The 17,067-nt window shown below is 68.9% G+C and carries 13 protein-coding genes, 1 pseudogene and 1 CRISPR repeat array (1 of these 15 cut by a window edge); of the genes and pseudogenes, 4 read left to right on the top strand and 10 right to left on the bottom strand.

Annotation, left to right across the window (positions count from 1 at the left end; genetic code table 11):
- Positions 1-232: direct repeats of the CRISPR family, unit length 29 nt; unit sequence CTGCTCCCCGCGCCCGCGGGGATGGTCCC; it reaches 1,261 nt to the left of the window's first position.
- Positions 233-515: 283 nt separating this feature from the next.
- The 10 genes from NQO67_RS32620 to NQO67_RS32585 all read right to left on the bottom strand — a co-directional run bounded on the left by NQO67_RS32620 (position 516) and on the right by NQO67_RS32585 (position 9,345).
- Positions 516-992 (bottom strand): IS30 family transposase, encoded by a 477-nt coding sequence (locus NQO67_RS32620; RefSeq protein ID WP_445195112.1) that lies wholly within the window; start codon positions 990-992, stop codon positions 516-518.
- A gap of 150 nt (positions 993-1,142) precedes the next feature.
- A complete protein-coding gene (locus NQO67_RS32615) occupies positions 1,143-2,573 on the bottom strand; it encodes a pentapeptide repeat-containing protein (protein WP_255953967.1) in 1,431 nt (476 codons plus the stop codon).
- Between the two features lie 148 nt (positions 2,574-2,721).
- Positions 2,722-3,393 (bottom strand): transposase, encoded by a 672-nt coding sequence (locus NQO67_RS32610; RefSeq protein ID WP_255953966.1) that lies wholly within the window; start codon positions 3,391-3,393, stop codon positions 2,722-2,724.
- A 181-nt stretch (positions 3,394-3,574) separates the two neighbouring features.
- Positions 3,575-4,357: an ISL3 family transposase gene (locus NQO67_RS32605; protein WP_255953965.1), complete on the bottom strand. Its 783-nt coding sequence runs from the start codon at positions 4,355-4,357 to the stop codon at positions 3,575-3,577.
- A 12-nt stretch (positions 4,358-4,369) separates the two neighbouring features.
- Positions 4,370-5,047 carry a helix-turn-helix domain-containing protein gene (locus NQO67_RS44655; protein ID WP_374119217.1) on the bottom strand — a complete coding sequence of 226 codons (678 nt, stop codon included), beginning with the start codon at positions 5,045-5,047 and terminating at the stop codon, positions 4,370-4,372.
- 443 nt (positions 5,048-5,490) lie between these two features.
- Positions 5,491-5,952, bottom strand: coding sequence for an SAM-dependent methyltransferase (locus NQO67_RS32600; RefSeq protein ID WP_255953964.1), 462 nt, complete (start codon positions 5,950-5,952; stop codon positions 5,491-5,493).
- Between the two features lie 34 nt (positions 5,953-5,986).
- Positions 5,987-6,955, bottom strand: a complete 969-nt coding sequence (locus tag NQO67_RS32595) for an NsdA family TPR-like regulatory protein (RefSeq protein ID WP_255953963.1) — start codon at positions 6,953-6,955, stop codon at positions 5,987-5,989.
- A complete protein-coding gene (locus NQO67_RS44895) occupies positions 6,879-7,373 on the bottom strand; it encodes a hypothetical protein (RefSeq protein ID WP_508493682.1) in 495 nt (164 codons plus the stop codon). The genes NQO67_RS32595 and NQO67_RS44895 overlap by 77 nt, the downstream gene beginning before the upstream one ends.
- Before the next feature lie 382 nt (positions 7,374-7,755).
- Positions 7,756-8,790, bottom strand: a complete 1,035-nt coding sequence (locus NQO67_RS32590) for a hypothetical protein (protein WP_255953962.1) — start codon at positions 8,788-8,790, stop codon at positions 7,756-7,758.
- Between the two features lie 135 nt (positions 8,791-8,925).
- Positions 8,926-9,345, bottom strand: coding sequence for an NUDIX hydrolase (locus tag NQO67_RS32585; RefSeq protein ID WP_255953961.1), 420 nt, complete (start codon positions 9,343-9,345; stop codon positions 8,926-8,928).
- A gap of 83 nt (positions 9,346-9,428) precedes the next feature.
- On the opposite strand from NQO67_RS32585, the pseudogene NQO67_RS32580 reads away from it, so the two are divergent.
- From NQO67_RS32580 to NQO67_RS32565, 4 genes and pseudogenes are all read left to right on the top strand, one after another.
- Positions 9,429-9,791: pseudogene (locus NQO67_RS32580) on the top strand (amidohydrolase family protein); the annotation flags it as partial.
- Positions 9,792-9,893: 102 nt separating this feature from the next.
- Positions 9,894-13,379, top strand: a complete 3,486-nt coding sequence (locus tag NQO67_RS32575; protein WP_255953960.1) for an nSTAND1 domain-containing NTPase — start codon at positions 9,894-9,896, stop codon at positions 13,377-13,379.
- A gap of 647 nt (positions 13,380-14,026) precedes the next feature.
- On the top strand, positions 14,027-15,241 hold the full coding sequence (locus NQO67_RS32570) for a helix-turn-helix transcriptional regulator (protein WP_255953959.1): 1,215 nt from the start codon (positions 14,027-14,029) through the stop codon (positions 15,239-15,241).
- Between the two features lie 648 nt (positions 15,242-15,889).
- Positions 15,890-16,888, top strand: coding sequence for a TIGR03842 family LLM class F420-dependent oxidoreductase (locus tag NQO67_RS32565; protein WP_255953958.1), 999 nt, complete (start codon positions 15,890-15,892; stop codon positions 16,886-16,888).
- Positions 16,889-17,067: the final 179 nt, after the last annotated feature.

Raw genomic sequence — 17,067 nt, 5'->3', positions numbered from 1 at the left:
CGCCACCGAGCCACAACGGACTGCTCCCCGCGCCCGCGGGGATGGTCCCAACGAAGCCCCGCACCAGACCGGTGCGGGGCTCTGCTCCCCGCGCCCGCGGGGGTGGTCCCGCGGGCGCTCCGGTGGTCGCCGGGTCGAACGCCTGCTCCCCGCGCCCGCGGGGATGGTCCCGTCCGAGCCATCCACGAAGCGGCCGACGAGATCTGCTCCCCGCGCCCGCGGGGATGGTCCCCACGCCGGCCGGGCCGCGCAGAACGCGTTCGACTGTGTCGGCGTCGCTTGAATCGTGACCCGCTGGGGGCGCTTGGGTTCTAAGGCGGATTCGCATGATCGTCGCAACGTTGCAGGCTCAGAGTGCCAGAGCCGCGGCGAATGCCTGAGCCGGGGTCTGCCAACGCAGTGTCTTGCGGGGTCGATTGTTGAGCCGGTGCTCAATGACACGGAGGTCGTCAGCGGTGTGCAGGGACAGGTTCGTGCGCTTGGGCAAGTACTGCCGGATCAAGCCGTTCGTGTTCTCATTCGTCCCTCGCTCCCAGGGACTGCCGGGGCGTGCGAAGAAGATCCCGTCGGTGAAGTAGGGGCGCGAGTTCATGATGACGGGCCATCTCGGAGCCCTGGTCCCAGGTGAGGCTCCGAGGCGCCCGTTCCGGCAGCATGGTGAGGGCGGCGATGAGGGCGTCACGCAACTGGCTGGCCGAGTGCCCCGCCCGCAGCGGGACCAGGCGGAGATAGCGAGTTCGCCGGTCGACGAGTGTGGCGACGGCGGACTGACTGCGGGCGCCCACGACGAGGTCGCCCTCCCAGTCACCGAGACGCTCGCGCAGTTCGATGACCGGTGGCCGACGGTCGATGAGGGCGGCGGGTGCAACGAAACGGGGCATGCGCTGGTCGGGGCGGCGGCGTCGCTTTCTTAGCGGCCGGCCGGTGCGAAGTTTCCTGGTGAGGGTCCTGCTCAAGCCACCCTTGGCACCTTGGTAGAGGGCTCGGTAGATGGTCTCGTGACAGAGGTGGCTATGGCGGCGTTCAGTGGGATCTGTCAGCGATCACGGGAAGTCGTCACGGTCGGTGACAGCTCCCGGACGATGCCACCGCACCTCTGCATTACGTTGTTCGGCGCTGTAGAACCAACAGCGCCGTGGGGTTCATGATGTGGGTGAGGACCACTCTGAGGGCAACAGCAGGCCGAGGGGCAGCGGCTGTCCATTGATGGGCACCAGGCCGTCTGGCGCCGTACCCATCGCAGCCCCCTCGGGTCCGTCCCCGCGAAAGTCGACGGTGCTGCCGGTGAAGTGGACGTCGCGGAAGTCTACGCGCGCGATGAAGCCAGCGCGGGCGAAGATGACAGTGCCGCCGCTGAAGTGGGCGTAGCGGAAGCCGACAGCGCAGGCGCCGAAGCCGGCGTGCGTGAAGTTGACAGTGCCGGCCGCGAAGTGGGCGCTGGCGAACTTGACGGTGATTCTGGTGAAGGGGACTTCGATGAAGTTGACGGTGCTGCCCTCGAAGATGGCTTTGGTGTAGTCGACGGTGCCGTCTTGGAAGGAGGCCCGGGTGTAGTTGACGGTGCCGCCCAGGAAGTGGGCCTCGGTGAAGTTGACGGTGCTGCCGTCGAAGATGGCTTTGGTGTAGTCGACGGTGCCGTCTTGGAAGATGGCCCGGGTGTAGTTGACGGTGCCGGCCGCGAAGTGGGCGCTGGTGAAGTTGACGGTGCTGCCGTCGAAGATGGCTTTGGTGTAGTTGACGGTGCCGCCAAAGAAGTGGGCCTCGGTGAAGTCGACGGTGCCGCCGCGGAAGTGAGCCTCGGTGAAGTTGACAGTACCGCCGAGGAAGTGAGCGTCATGAAATGAGAAGGGGCCGACGAAGTGGGCGTCGGTGAAGTTGACGGTGCCGTCGGAGAAGATTGCCTTCGAGAGGTCGCCTCCGTCGAAGACCGCACCGGTGAGGTCGAAGTCGCGACCTTGCCAGGTGTGGGGGTGGTCGGCGTCCAGACGGAGGTGGTCGCGGATGAGACGGATGACGGTGTGTCGTACTTGGCGTAGAGCGAGGTGGTTGTGCAGGGCGGCCGTGTTGTCGGGAAGATCGGTCTCGGCTGTGTAGGGGAGGCGGAGGTAGGCGCACAGAACGTCAATGCAGGTCTGCCGCAGCCCCGTGGTTGGGGCGTCGTCGGCGAGGCCTGCCAGGGCATGGACACCGCCCAGACATACTGCGGGGGAGGCATCGCCGAGCTGCGTGACCGCGGTGGTGAACCGCTCCGTGTGCAGACGGGTAGCCTCGCGTTTCGCGCCGTCTTCATCAATGCGCTGCCTGCGGTAGGCCACGACAAGGGCGATCAGGCCGCCGGCGCCGGCAACGACACCGAAGGCGAGTTTCACCAGATCGAACAGTGTCTGTGAGGTGAGTCGGTGTTCAGGCTTGAGGCCCTGCACCCCGAGCAGCTTCCAGCCGGTGGTGAAGACCGCTGTGGCGGTGGCGAGCGCGAAGACGAACGTGGCGGCCAGTACGATACCGATCGGCCAGAGTCGTAAGCCGCGTTCACGCCGGCGGCCGACCGAGTTGCGGAAGCGGGTGAGGCTCATGCCTGACAGGATGGTCCACACCCGGTTCGTGGTTGCGGCCGGCTCTCCCTTGCCCGTCGGGGCAGGCTGGTCGCCAGGCCAGCTGACCTCTGGCTCAGACGGCTTGACTCGGGATCTGTCAATGATCACAGGGAGCTGTCACGGTCGGTCACTGAAGCAAAATCATCTTTCGGAGTAGTTCGAGTTCAGCGCGCCCGTATAGCTGCCTTTTGATCTTTTTAATGCGATTCACAGCGCCCTCGGTGCTGCCCGAACTCCAGTGGAGGGTGAGCCCGGCAGTGACGGCATTGAGGTCGCCGGTGAGGCCGTGGGCGAAGCTGATCAGTCCGGGCAGGTTCGCGGTGCGAGTCTCGTCTATCCAGGCGGGCAGGAGGGCACCGGTCTGCTGGGTGAGCATGTCACCGAACTTCCGGACGAGGTGGTGTGCGGTGGCCAGGTCGGGGCTGGCGTTCAGAACGGCTTTGAGACGCTGGTGTTCCTCCTCGGTGAGTGTGGAGGGGTGGCGGGTGAGCCAGCCGGTGACCTGTCGGACGCTCGGTGGTGCCGGAGGCCGGGCAGGATGAGTGGGCCACTGCAGGCGGCTGCGAGCCCAGTCGCGCAGACTGCTGTAAGGAACCGGTTGGCCTTGGCTGGCGAGTTCCTCTCGCAGGGCCTTCAGGGTGATGGCTCCCTCGGTCTCGTCGATGCGTCGCTGCAGGTAGGGGCGGTGGACATCGAGGTGGCTGGTCCGGGTGCGGCGGCCGGTAACGGCGTCCTGCCATCGGACCGCGCGGGCATACCGCTGGACGGTGTGGCGGCCCCAGCCCAGGTGACGGGCCATAGCACGTAGGCCCATGCCCTCGCTCAGGAGGCCATGGACTAGGGCATGATGGGCGCGCATGCGCTCGGCCCGGCGCCCGGTCAGTAACACGTCGTCGGGGATCGACGTCGTTTCACGTGAGCTGTCCGTCGAGGTGGTAGCGACTTCGCCCTGGGGCGCTAAGGTGACGTTCTTGAGGTGATCACGGTAGGGCCGCGACGCACTTCTCGATCGCCTGACCGAGGTTCTGCCACAAATGGAAGCGATCCGCGACCTGCACGGCATTCGGGGCGCCGAGCGCGGCGCCTTCGGCGTAGGCCCCAGCCGTGTCTCTGCAGATCACCTCCACGCCGGGGTGGGCTGTCAGCCATGCGGCCAGTGGCGCTGCCTCGCGGCCCGGCAGCACCTCAATGGGCCGGTGCCGTTCAGCGTCGGTGATCACCGTGGCGTAGGAGTGGCCGCGTTTGGTGGCGAAGTCGTCGACACCGAGCGCGCGCGGGGTGTTGCAGACCGGATCAGGCATTGCCCGGATCCTGTCCAGCAGCCCCATCCTCCCCGTCTCCAGGCCCATGGCCCTGGCCATCTGCGCCCCGGCACGGCCGGCCAAGGCGAGCGCGATCCGGTCCAGCAACACGGCCAGCCCGTCCGTAACGCGAGCATAAGGCCTCGTCAGACCTGGTATCTGCTCGGCAAAGGTACGCTTGAGGCACGCATCGTTAGCACACACGAAGCGCCTGCCACTCAGCAGAATTCGTACTGCGTGTCCGGCCAACGGAAGATCCTGCAAGCGGCGCTCGTAGCCGTCATGCACACGGGCCGATGCCCGGCCACAGGACGGACACGAGCTCGTGACGCGCCGACCGCATAGCCGCACCACTATCCCGTCCGTCCGGTGCACCGCGGTAGAGATCCGCACCTCGAAGCCCTCGAAGAGCAGGTCCTGCCAGGTGATTTCGTTGTGATCCATGTCCTCGACATAGACCACCGACGCGAGGGTTCAATCCGGCACACCCGAACATGTCGGTGCGTCACACCCGATCTTGCGCGGCAGGGCGCACTCCGGCTCGCGGACCCGAATCGAACACCCTCCTTCACTAAACGTGACGGCTCCCCGTGATCGCTGACAGATCCCACTGAACGTCGCCCTAACCAGACAGAGGTGCCGCTCGGGGCGGTCGGGCCAGCGGTTCCTGAGGTGGGCGGCGATCTGCTCCGGGCTCCACTCCCTGTCCAGCTTGGACTGAACCTCTGCTTTGAGCTCGGGATCCGTGGACAGCTTGGAGCGTCGGGAACGTCTGGCGCGTTCGCGGCCGCGGTGGTGGGCCAGGTCGGCGTCGTATCTGCCGTAGTCGTGTGGGCGGCTGTTGCGCCGCAACTCCCGGCTGACCGTCGACGGTGCCCGTCCGAGCAGGCAGGCTATTTTCCGGATCGCCAGGCCGCGGCCACGCAACGAGGCGATCCTCCGGCGCTCCAACAGCGACAAGTACCGGCCCGAACGCGAGGCGTCTGGCAGATAGTCCGGTTGCAGGCCGCCGTTCTCCGCCCGCCACCGGTAGCCCGTCTTGCGCCCGATCCCAAGGCGCCTGTACGCCTCGACGCTGCCTACCCCGGGCGCCAGAAGGCGCCAGTACTCGGCCTCAAGCTCCAGCCTGCGCTTACGTCCCCGCCTCGCCATCAACACTCCATAATGATCAAGGAATGTTGCGACAGGCGTTAGAACCCAAGCGTCGATAGTGGTCTACTTTTCAGCCGTCGCCGACACGACTGCTCCCCGCGCCCGCGGGGATGGTCCCAGGACCTCGGAGTGCACCGAGCCCCACTTGCCCTGCTCCCCGCGCTGGCGGGGATGGTCCCAGCGCGCCGACCTTGCCCTGCTGGCGGATCGCCTGCTCCCCGCGCCTGCGGGGTTGGTCCCGTGTCGGCGGACTCGATGCTGGAGCACATCGTCTGGCTCCCCGCGCCCGCGGGGATGGTCCCCACTTCAACGACACGCCCGCGGGCGGGGCGCTGTGCTCCCTGCCCCAGCCCTGTTCTCATGTGATCGCGACACCGCTTTCCCGCTCAGTTGCCCCGCGCCCCAGGGCCCTACGACGTGGGGTTGTCGGAATCCAGGATCTGTCAGTCCCAGTAGCTCTTGAGCATCTCGCTAGGCCAGGCAGGCTCACGTACTTCCCCACGTGGCCCCATGGCATGGAAGTAGGGCGCGAGATCGTATATGGGGGTTCCGACGACGGCATCGAGGTCGGTGACGTGTAGGGCCAGGCCGTCGACCTTCAGCAGCCGGGGGAAGCTGGTGGCCAGTTGGTTCGGGCGTCGGTGGTTTCTGTGCGCGAACGTTCCCGACGGCGCCCAGCGGGGGTCGTTCCGTGGGCTGCGTGCGTGGAGGGCGACGTCATCAGGGGATGCCTGGTTGAAGTGCCAGGTCACGATCAAATGGGAGAAGGAATCGAGACCTTTGACGACGTCGAGTGGGAACTTCGGGTCGAGTTGGATGATGGATGTGACGCCGCCCCAGTTGTCATCGGCAACCTCTTGACGGCCTTCGACCACGACACCGATGGGCTCGATCTCAATGGTCATGGTCATTCTTCTCCTCGTTCCTGGTGTGACGCGATCAAGCTACCTGTCGGAGGTAGCCGGCGGCCCTGGTTTCCAGCTCCGTAGCAGCGGGAATGCCCCGGCGCCGGTACGGCGAAAGGAGTTGGCGCATCTCCACCACGCGCTGCCTGGCACGCCCGGAGTAGATGCCCTCCTCTATGGCGTCGAGGGCTTTCGACCACGTTGCACATGCCTCTTCTACGGTGCCGGTCGCGATCTGTGTTGCGCCGAGGTACCCGAGCGTCACCGCATGCGTCCGCTTGAATTCGGTGCCTCGGGTCCGCACGCCGCGCTCGAACTGGCCGATCGCCCCCTTGTGATCGTTCAGCTCTCGAAGAGTGCAGGCCATTTCGTGGGCCAGTGACGCTTCGCCGAAGAAGAAGGTGCGGGTGGGTTCTTCGATTCCGTCGTGCGCGTTGCGTAGATCGTCCTCAGCGCGGGCCAGAGCCCTGGCTGACGCATTCTTCTGCCCGGTTGCGGCGAGGCAGCGGGCGTGGACGACGGTGATCAGCGCTCGCTCGCGTGGAGTCGCGGACTGGTAGCGCTGACCGGCGATCGACGCGGAGGACAGGTTCAGAGCGGTGTCGCACAGCCCGAGGTCGAGCGCCTGATGTGCCATGGCGCGCAGGATGTGACCCGAGAGAGGGGCGTCGACTGCGCGGGCCGCCAGCTTGAGGCCGAGTGCGAAGTACGGCTCGGCGATCTCGTGCTCGCCGTTGTCGAAAGCCATCCATCCGCTCAGGTAGGAGGCTTCGGCGGCGGCCGAGAACATGTCCCGGAGGGTTCGGTCGTCGGGGAACCGGCCCACCAGATAGCCGGCAACTTCCTCGCGTAGGTACTGGACAAGGGCCCTGCGGCCGTGGCCGCCCCCGCGGCGTTGGTCAATGCGGGAAAACGCCAGCGTCATCTCACGCACGCTTCTCACGTCGCCGCGGCCGACGCGCTGTGTGCCCTTGTGTTCTGCGTCTGCTGGTCTCTTCGCCATCTCGACCCACCAGGAGTCGGGGGAAGGGTGAGGGTGGTGGCTGAGTACACCCCGCCACGGAGCAGGTTGCGCCGGTTCGGATCCAAGTCGGTGCTCCCAAGTCGTTGAGCGAGATCAGCGGATCAACGCTCCAGTCCAGCACCCCCTGTACTGGCGAGTGTGGTGCTGCAAACCCGGCCTCGCTCGCCGTGACGACGCGTTTCAGCCGACGGGACAGTGCCTCGCACATGATTATGGGGGCCTGCCCAGAGGGCTCATGCCCGGCTACCCAGTGCTGCACGTGTTGCCGCTGCACGTGCACGTACTGGGTGAGCCGACTTTCCTTGGCAACCCGGACGAAGGCAGCGGCTGCCTGAGCCCGTGACCAGTCAGCCTCTTTGAGGAGAGCTTCGAACCGTCTGTTCCGTTCGCGCGCCATCATGCGTCCCGTGCTAGCTATGATCTTGTGTCACTTTTGTCATTCTTAATGGGCTGTGTATGCCCGCGCGGATTCGGTCGTACCAACCTATGGCCGACGTTAGGTATCGGGTCTGGGAATCGCGCGAGACTTCACGCTGAAGGGATGCCCAGTCACGCGGCAACGAAAATGATCTTGTGTCGCGTTTGATGGCGCGGGGCCCCTTCGCTGGTATCCGAGCAGTCTCCTCTCCGGTTGGCTCTACGTATTCAGGAGTGACTCGCTGTGAGGAGAACCAATGGCTCAGCTGTGCAGGCCCGGACGGGCCGATCGCCAAGCCGACCGGTGGGGACGCGAATCTGTCGGCCGAGACAGCCAGCTGACGCCCGCAACCGGAGCCCGTTTACGCAGCGATCTCTTGATGTATCTGATGCAGGGAATCAGCTGCGGCCTCGTTGATCTCCGGCAGCCGCCCCGCCGCCGCACGCATGACGCGCTGCAGTTGGTGAGGAAGGCGCTGGCGGGTGGCCTCGTCGATCGCGGCGTTCAGGTACCGGGCCGCGTTGCTGCAGTCGTTGGCAGTGAGCCGAACATGGGCCACGGTGACGAGCTCGATGACCCGCCATTGCGGTGCAACGGTGGTCGTGGGAGCAGGGCTTCCCTGCTCGACCAGTCGTATCGAGGCCTTGCGCCGGCCGGTGGAGATGAGCCCGCGCAGCTGGATCTCGTGCAGAGAGAAGGGGTTGAACAGCGACGTGTGCTCGACTTCGTCGAGGAGCTGGTCGGCCTCTCGCATCACTCTGTCGAAGAGTTCCTGGTTGCGAAGCGAGCCAGCGGCGCGCGCGAGGAGCGGCAGGGTGGCGGCGCGGGCCGCTCGGTCGGGCGCCAGATCCACCGCACGCAGGAGCCGGTTGACGGCGGCTCCGAGGAGACCGGCTTTCCGCAGCTCGTTGCCGTGCATGCGCATCACCGAGGAGGCGAAGGCGCGGTCGTCGAAGCATCGGGCGATGTCCGTGCTCTTCGCGGTCCAGCGTGCGGCGGTGCTGAGCCGCTCCTCGGGCAGGACGTTGCCGAGGGCGACGCCAAGGCCGACGCGGGCCCGGGCGAGCAGGGGCAGGACGTCCCGCTCGGTATGCCCGTCCTCCACGCGGGCTTCCAACCGGGCAACCAGTGGCCAAAGCTCGGCGACGGCTTCGGAGGCGTGCCCGGACTGGCGGGCGATCCCGGCGAGGCGGACGGTGGACTCGCCGAACTGCACTACGGCGCGGTGGTCGGTGTCGGCGGGGTCGGTGACGCCGAGCACGTGTGGGGGAAGGCTCAGGGCCTGGGCAATGTGCCGGCGGGAGCCGATGTCATCGAGGGTGCGTTTGCCCAGTTCCAGGAGCGAGATGTACGTCTTGTCGTAGCCGAGCTGCTTGCCGAGCTCGGTCTGGTTCATGCCGTGCACGGTGCGGTGGAAGCGCAGGATGGCACCGAGGTCGCGGGCGGCGAGGACGGCTTCGGCCTGCGGAGTGGCCCAGTGCCACAGTGCGTGTCGCGAGCGACGTGTCAGCTGCCCAGCGCTCACGGCCGGTCACGTCCGTTCGTACCAGGCGGCGATGGATTGCTTGTATCCGTCGGGCATGGTCAGGTGGGGGACTTCGTCTGCGGTGAACATGTCCAGTTGTTTGTGCTCGTGGCTGATCACGGGTGCCATGTTCGGGGTGAGGACGTCGCACCCGTAGGTGACGATGACGACCCGCCGGTCCGGCATCGCCTCGGGCAGCGGCTGGTAGATCCAGACGTCCAGGAGCGGGCCTGCCTTCACCGCCCAGCCGGTCTCCTCCTTGATCTCCCGTTCGAGCGTCATCTCTGGTGTGGCATCGGTGGGCTCCAGGCGTCCACCGGGCAGCTCCCACTCCTCGCGTTCGTTCTTCAGCAGCAGCACGCGTCGGTGATTGTCCATCGCCACGCCCTTGACGGAGACGGGCCAGGTGGGGGGCGAGTACGCCATCGCTCTCCTCGGGTTGCGGTCAAGACCCAGGGGCGGTCGGAACGTACCACGCTCCTCACGCGGAACGTCCAACGTGGGCGCATTTGGAGAACCGCATGGACCTGCTCCACCAGGCGGTCGTGGAGGGGCATCTGACGCGCCGGCGCTGGATCGACATCGCCTGTGCCACCCCGGCGCGGATGTTCGGCCTCTACCCCAGGAAGGGCACCATCGCGCCGGGCGCCGACGCCGACGTCGTGCTCTACGACCCGACCGCCGAGCAGACCCTCTCCGCGGCGACCCACCACATGAACGTCGACTACTCGGCGTACGAGGGAAAGCAGATCACCGGCCGGGTGGAGACCGTCCTGTCGCGCGGCACCGTCGTCATCGACCGGCGGGAGTACACGGGCCGCGCCGGACACGGCCGTTACACGCCCCGCGGCACCTGCCAGTACCTGGGATAGGACGGCCGGCGAGCGCCGGCACCCCCGCGCACGGCCCGGCCCGTCCGCCGTGCCGGCCGGCGGCCGGAGCGCGACCACAGGTTCTCCCTATACGGTGACCGGATGGGGCGCCCTGAGAAGCCAGTTGACGTCGAGGAAGGGCCGGTTGCGCGGTTCGCCTCCGCGCTTCGGCAGCTTCGCGAGCAGGCGGGCGGGCCCACCTACCGCCGGCTGGCCGAGCGCACCGGCTACTCGCCGACCGCCCTGTCGCAGGCCGCCGCCGGGCAGCGGCTGCCCTCGCTTGACGTGGTCCTCGCCTACGCCGTCGCGTGCGGCGCCGATCGGGAGGAGTGGGAGCGGCGCTGGCACGAGACCCGCGAGGCGGTACGGGAGGCCGACGACGACCTCAGCTGCCCGTATCCGGGTGCGGCACCGTTCGATGAGGACGAGCACGAACTGTTCTTCGGCCGGGAGCCCCTGGTGCGGCATGTGGCACGTACCGCACGGGACGAGGGCCTGTGCCTGGTGACGGGGCCCTCGGGGGTCGGGCTGACGTCGTTGTTGTGCGCCGGCGTGGCCGCGGCCCTGCGCGGCGACACCTCCGTCCAGGGCGGCGTGCAGCTGGTCCGTCCGGGGAGCGGGTCGCCGGGTGACCAGGACAAGGGTCCCACGGGAGCGTGCGCCTGGCTGGTCCTCGACGACCTGGAGCAGTTCCTCGACGGCCTGCCCGACGAGGGAGCGCGCGAGGAGTTCGTCGGACTGCTGAAGAACGCGCGTGAGCCCGGCGGAACGCTGCGCGTGGTGGCCGGGGTCCGCGCCGACCGGGTCCGCCGGTGGGGCGCGGAACTCGGTGCGGCAGTGGTTCCCGTGGACAGGATGCAGCGGGCAGACGTACGCCGCGCCGTGGTGGAACCGGCCGCTGCCCGCGGTGTCCTGGTCGAGCGGGCCCTAACGGCCCGGTTGATGAGCGACGGCGAGCGCACTTCTTGCGAGCTGCCCTTGTTGGCCACGGCGCTGCGCCGGCTGTGGCGGCTGCGCCATGGCAGGACGCTGACCCTGGAGGCGTACGAGTCCTTCGGCGGCCTCGTCGGGCTGGCCGCGAGCACGGCGGAAGAGGCGTTCGTGGGCATGCCGCCGGAGTTGGCGGGAGCGGCCCGGCAGGTGCTGATGCGGCTGCTCGTGACCGACCCTGCCGGTACGGTACGGGCGCGCGCCGTGGAGTGGGCGGAGTTCGGCGCCGACGCACGGACCAAGGCGGCGCTGGAGCACCTGGCGGCCCGCCGTGTCGTCGTACTGGGCGAGCACACCGTGGAGCTCGCGCACGACGGGCTGGTGCGCGGCTGGCCGCGGCTGGCCGCGTGGGCCACGGAGTACCGCGCGGACATCGAGGTGCAGCGGCTGGTGACCCGGGCCGCGGCCTCGTGGCGGGCGCTCGGCCGTGACCGGGGTGCCCTGTACCGCGGCGAGCAACTTGCCGCCGCCCAGCGGCTGTCGCTGACGGCCTGTGCCGCGGAGCGGGAGTTTCTGGACGCCTCCCGCGACAGCGAGGCGGCGGAGCACGTCCGGATCCGTCGGGCCAATTACCGGTTGCGGATTCTGGCCGGCGCCCTGGTGCTGCTGCTGACCGTGGTGATGACGGTCGCCACGGTGGCCGTGCGGGAGCGGCACACCGCCGAGTCGCGGCAGTACGCGGTCCAGGCGCAGGCCGAGTTGGCGTCCGACCCGGCCGCGGCGCAGCGGCTGGCGATCCGGGCCTACACCACCGCGCACACCGCGGACGCCCGCGGTGCACTGCTCGGCATGGCCTCCTCGCAACCGTTCCAGCGGCGCTTACGACCGGGGGCCGGGCTGGTCAAGGACGTCGACTTCAGCCCTGACGGCCGATTATTGGCCGCGGCCGGGCAGAACGGCACCGCGACCGTGTGGCTTTCCGCCTCGGGCCGCCAGACAGCGGTACTCGGGCGGGCCGGCCCAGCGGCGCGGGCGCTGCGGTTCAGCCCGGACGGGCGGCTGCTGGCCATCGCCGACCGCAGCGGCACGGTCACCTTGTGGAACACCTCCACCTGGCACCAGGCGGGCCGGCTGGAGGGCCCCGAACAGATCCTGGACGGAGTGGCGTTCACCCCCGACGGGACGTCACTGGCGGTCGTGGGCAGCAGCGACGACGTCACCGTCTGGGACGTCGCCGAGCGATCCGTGCGCACGGTGTTGCACGACTGCGGCGGCGCACGGTCCGAAGTGACCTACAGCCCGGACGGCACGTTGCTCGCCTGCGCGGGGCAGGAGGGCGCGGTGGTGGTCTGGGACGCCCGGCACCCGTCCCGGAGCAGGCGGCTGGTGCCGCAGGAGCACCACCCCCTGTACGGAGTGGCCATCAGCCCGGACGGGCAGACGCTGGCAGCCGGGGGTCCGGGCGCCCGCGTCGAACTGTGGAATGCGCACGACGGACACCACCTGGGCACGATTCAGGGCAGCTACACCGCACGCGAGCTGGCCTTCGCGCCCGACGGCATCCTGCTCTCCGCCGACTACGGCGGAGAGGTGATCCGCTGGGACGTCCGGCGCCGGGCCGCGATCTCCTCACTGACCGGGCAGAACGGGGCCGTGATCGCCGTCGCCGTCAGCCCCGACGGCCGTACGGTCGCCTCGGCCGGCGGCGACGGCACCGTGCTGGAGTGGCAGCGCGACCGCATGCCGTTGGCCGGCCACACCGGCTGGGTCACCTCCGTGGACGTCAGCGCGGACGGGAAGCTCGCGGTGTCCGGCAGCGTGGACGGTAGCGTCACCCTGTGGGACACCCGCACCCGCACGCGCCGTGCCGTCCTGTCCGCGCATCCTTCGGATGGCGCTCTCGCGGTGGCCTTCGACCCCGGCGGAGCGTGGTGGGCGGACACCGGCACCGACGGCCGCGTCATCGTCCGTCCGACCGCGCACCCCACCCGTGCCCGCGTCCTGGGGCACGCACCCACGGACCTCACCACTCTGGCCGCGTGGCGCGACGCGGTGGTGACCGGCGGCGGAGACGGACAGGTGCGGATATGGGCGCTGCATCCCGCGCCCGGCCGGGCCGCCTACCGAAAGCTCGGCACGCTGCGCGCCTCGGTGGGCACCGTGGCCGCGGCGCCCGACGGGCACACCGTGGCGGCTGCGACCATCGACGGCGCGGTCCGGGTGTGGGACACCCGCAACGGCGGGCGAGCGTGGTCACCGCCGGGCAACGCCTGCGGTGCGGCAACCGTCGCCATCAGCCCGGACAGCCACCGGCTGGCCTGTGCCGGCACCGACGGCACCATCCACCTGTGGGACCTGCGCACCCACCGGCCCGCCGGTGACCTGCCCACCGCCCACGCCGGGACGGTGCTCACCCTGGTCTTCAGCCCCGACGGGCGCCTGCTCGCCAGTGGTGGCAGCGATCGCACCGTGACGCTCTGGGACACCGCGGGCTCCAGCCGCTGGGCCACCCTCCAGGGCCACACCAACACGATCAACACCGCCCGATTCAGCTCCGACGGCACGGTCCTCTACACCGGCAGCGTGGATCGCACCATCATCCCTTGGACGATCGACCCGGACCAGGCAATGCGTACGCTGCGCGAGGAGGTCGAGTGAAGCGGCCACGGGTTCGGTTTTTCTGACGGTGCCGTGCCGCGGGGTTCCAGCCCTCCTTCCCTGTCGGGTTCTTCTCCGGTTCTTCGCCGTCGCCGGCCTTTTCTCCGCGAACCGGCCCGGCATACTGTTGGCCATTCCTGGTCCGGCCCGTCACGCTCCAGGGATATCACCGTGATCCGTGCGCATCGGCCGACTTTCCGGAGATCGTGAATACGGCCTCGTCCTCTGTGCCGACGAGCCCCCGGTGTGCCGACGAGCCCCCGGCTCCCGTACCCATCGCCGGCCGGCAGCATGTGATCCACCTCGCCTGGCCCGGTCCGAGCCCGCACTGGGAAGCGTTTCGCGGAGGTCGACTCCTGGAGGAGCGGGCGCGGGGCGGTGGCTTCCGGTTGATTAGCACGTCGACCGGGGTTGGTGAACAACGTCGGAGCGTTGTTGTCTCGGATGCGGCGCGATGCCGGAGGCGTTCGGCGCAGCCGCGCGCACCGTGCTCGGGCCTGGCCGCGTTCACCGAACTCCTGCCCCCGGCGGGAAATTCTCCTACGAGACGTTCTTGCCCGCACGAACAGGTCAATTTTCCCCACTCCTTGTTCTTGACGACTCATTGCCGCCAGAAAACAATCGGCACTTGCTCGCTAGGGATCGTGATGATCGACCGCACTACACGGCAGCCCGAACCCCTTCTCGCCCGCGCCGAGCGCCATCTCGACGGGGGCGTCACCGTCCCCCGGATATCGGTGATGCCCGTACATCCCGGCACACCGGCGTCCGAGGGCCATCGAGGAGACACGTGTGACGTTGCCGAGGCCGGCTTACAGCACCAGCCCACCGTCGACACGCAGGTGTCGCGCCTCGACGACGTGAGCAGAGCCCTGTACCTGCGGGCGCTCGCGCACCGCACCATCGACCACCGCGCCGCCGCCGAGGAGCTCGCACTGCCCTGCGAGGACGTGGACGCGGCTCTGCGGACACTGGTGCAGCTGCGGCTGCTGCGCCGCGGGGACGACGAGGAGCAGCTGGTCCCCGTCGACCCCCGCATGGCCGCGTACCAGGCCGCCACGGCATTCGAGCGAAACGTGCGCCAGTACCGGGAAGAGATGAACCAGGCACTGGGCGTCCTGCGTCGCCTGGCGGGCGACTACGACGCGGCCTTCAGGGCCGATGCCGCCACCCGGACGCCGTACGGGTTGGAGGTGCTCCACGATCCCCAGGCGGCTCGCAACCGCCTCAGGCTCGAGGCGGAGCAGTGCCACAACGAGATGATCACGGTCCAACCGGAGGGCGCCCACTGGCCGTACGCCCTGCCCGACCTGCTGTCGGGCTCCACCGTCCACGTGGAGCGCGGGGTGACGACGCGGATCCTGTGCCAGCACACCGTGCGGACCAGCCTGGCCATGCAGCCCAGCGTGCGCGGGGCCGTCGAGGCCGGAGCCGAAGTGCGCACCCTGGCAGAACTCACCACCTGCATGCTGGTCTTCGACCGCAAGGTTGCCTTCGTCCCCCTCGATGATGTGCAGGACCGTTCGAACGGGGCGGTCGTGATCACCGACCGCCATCTCGTCCGCTTCCTCTGCTCGGTCCACGATCGCCTGTGGCGTGAAGCCGTCCCCTACAAGGGACTGGCCAACGGTTACCAGGGAAAGGTCGGGGCCCTGGAGAAGTCGTTGCTGCGCGGCCTCGCCACCGGAGAGAAGGACGAGGTCATCGCCCGCCGGCTGGGGATGTCGGTACGCACCTGCCGACGGCGCATCTCCGCTCTCTTGCAGGAACTCGGGGCGACCAGCCGCTTCCAGGCGGGTGTCAGGGCAGCACGCCTCGGCTGGCTCGACAAACCCGACGGCATGGTGGAACGCGAGCGCTGACCGTACGCGGCGCGTCCCGCGCGACCGCAGGATCTGCCGTGCCGGATCCCTGTGCCGGATCCCTGTGCCGGTGTTCCGCCTGCCCCGCCGCCCGGCCGACTGCCGGGCGGCGGGGCCATGTCCGCTTCCGGGGCCCGGCGCGCTGAGGAGCAAAGGGTGCCCCTTCGGAGTAGAGTTCACCCGAAATGGGTGTTTGATGCCGACCTCTCTGACGGATGGGAGGTGGACGCGTGTAGAACACCCCTTGCAAACCCCTCGGAACGAGTCCAGAGTTGTGCCTTCAAGAAATGCCTTCGAGGCCTCTCAGCACAAGGTCAGGCATGGTCCGGCAGGGAGAGACCTGTCTGATCGCGTCACGCGGGGGCATCGTCCGCGGAGTATCTGCCAACGGGCCCTGCACTACCTGAAGTCCGGGACTTGGGAGAAACCGGTATGCGAACTCGGCTCCATCGTCGGCGACGCCGGCACGTGGGCGCCGCCCGCCTGCCGGGCGTGGAGAAGCGCACGGACCTGCTCCACCAGGCGGTCGTGGCGGGGCAGCCGACGCGCCGCCACCGGACCGCCTGCCCGCACCTGAACTGACCGGCCCCCGCACCCGGTGGGCCCCGTCCGGAGCCCGCCCAGCCCTTGAGGACTAGGAGCGTGCCCATGGACTTCGGTCTCGTCCTGCAGACGGACCCACCGGCCTCCACCGTCGTCGACTTAATGCGACGCGCGGAGCAGTCGGGATTCAGCCATGGTTGGACCTTTGACTCGGCCGTGCTCTGGCAGGAGCCGTTCGTCATCCACAGCCGCATCCTGGAGCACACCGAGCGGCTGAAGGTCGGCACCATGGTCACCAACCCGGGCACCCGCACCTGGGAAGTGACCGCCTCCACCTTCGCGACGCTGAACGAGATGTTCGGCAACCGCACCGTCTGCGGCATCGGCCGGGGCGACTCCGCGATGCGCGTCGCGGGCCGCAAACCGAACACGCTGGCCCGGCTCGGCGAGGCCATCGGCGTCATCCGCGACCTCGCCGAGGGCCGCGAAGCCGAGGTCAACGGCCAGCCGCTCAGGCTGCCCTGGGTCAAGGACGGCCGGCTGCCGGTGTGGATGGCGGCCTACGGACCCAAGGCGCTCGCGCTGGCCGGGCAGTGCGCCGACGGGTTCATCCTGCAACTCGCCGACCCGTACCTGACCGAATGGATGGTCAAGGCGGTCCGGGAAGCGGCCGAGGCGGCCGGCCGTGACCCCGCGGAGCTCACCATCTGCGTGGCGGCACCGGCCTACGTGAGCGACGACCTCGACCACGCACGCGAGCAGTGCCGCTGGTTCGGCGGCATGGTCGGCAACCACGTCGCCGACCTGGTCGCGCGCTACGGCGAGCACTCCGGCATGGTGCCCGACGCGCTCACCGCATACATCAAGGCCCGCCAGGGGTATGACTACGCGCACCACGGCCGCTCCGGCAACCCCGACACGGCCTTCGTCCCCGACGAGATCGTGGACCGCTTCTGCCTGCTCGGCCCGGTGGAGGCACACCTGGAGAAGCTGCGGGCGCTCAAGGATCTGGGCGTGGACCAGTTCGCCATCTATGCGATGCACGACGCACGTGAGAACGTGATCGACGCCTACGGATCGCAGATCATCCCGGCACTCGGCTGACCCCGGTCGGCACCTTTCGTTCCCCATCCGCACCTCCCCCTCCGCGCTCCCACCAGCGCCGCACGGCCACCGGCGCCGCGCGGGGTGGCCACCGGTACCCACCCCGCGCGGCGCCGGCCGGGCAGGCACACCAGGCACCCCCCACGCCCTCGCCAGCGCATCCCTACCAGCGAATGGGA

It is taken from the genome of Streptomyces odontomachi, assembly GCF_024435355.1.
GTDB classification, from domain to species: Bacteria; Actinomycetota; Actinomycetes; order Streptomycetales; family Streptomycetaceae; genus Streptomyces; species Streptomyces odontomachi.
This window is presented reverse-complemented; position numbering and strand designations above follow the sequence as displayed.

Excerpts from the sequence above, each read along its gene's own strand:
- NQO67_RS32575 (WP_255953960.1), top strand. The coding sequence starts at position 9,894 with ATGGGGCGCCCTGAGAAGCCAGTTGACGTCGAGGAAGGGCCGGTTGCG.
- NQO67_RS32615 (WP_255953967.1), bottom strand. The coding sequence starts at position 2,573 with ATGAGCCTCACCCGCTTCCGCAACTCGGTCGGCCGCCGGCGTGAACGC.
- NQO67_RS32595 (WP_255953963.1), bottom strand. The coding sequence starts at position 6,955 with ATGGCGAAGAGACCAGCAGACGCAGAACACAAGGGCACACAGCGCGTC.
- NQO67_RS32565 (WP_255953958.1), top strand. The coding sequence starts at position 15,890 with ATGGACTTCGGTCTCGTCCTGCAGACGGACCCACCGGCCTCCACCGTC.
- NQO67_RS32570 (WP_255953959.1), top strand. The coding sequence starts at position 14,027 with ATGATCGACCGCACTACACGGCAGCCCGAACCCCTTCTCGCCCGCGCC.
- NQO67_RS32585 (WP_255953961.1), bottom strand. The coding sequence starts at position 9,345 with ATGGCGTACTCGCCCCCCACCTGGCCCGTCTCCGTCAAGGGCGTGGCG.
- NQO67_RS44655 (WP_374119217.1), bottom strand. The coding sequence starts at position 5,047 with ATGGCGAGGCGGGGACGTAAGCGCAGGCTGGAGCTTGAGGCCGAGTAC.
- NQO67_RS32610 (WP_255953966.1), bottom strand. The coding sequence starts at position 3,393 with ATGGCCCGTCACCTGGGCTGGGGCCGCCACACCGTCCAGCGGTATGCC.
- NQO67_RS32590 (WP_255953962.1), bottom strand. The coding sequence starts at position 8,790 with ATGAACCAGACCGAGCTCGGCAAGCAGCTCGGCTACGACAAGACGTAC.
- NQO67_RS44895 (WP_508493682.1), bottom strand. The coding sequence starts at position 7,373 with ATGGCGCGCGAACGGAACAGACGGTTCGAAGCTCTCCTCAAAGAGGCT.
- NQO67_RS32600 (WP_255953964.1), bottom strand. The coding sequence starts at position 5,952 with ATGACCATTGAGATCGAGCCCATCGGTGTCGTGGTCGAAGGCCGTCAA.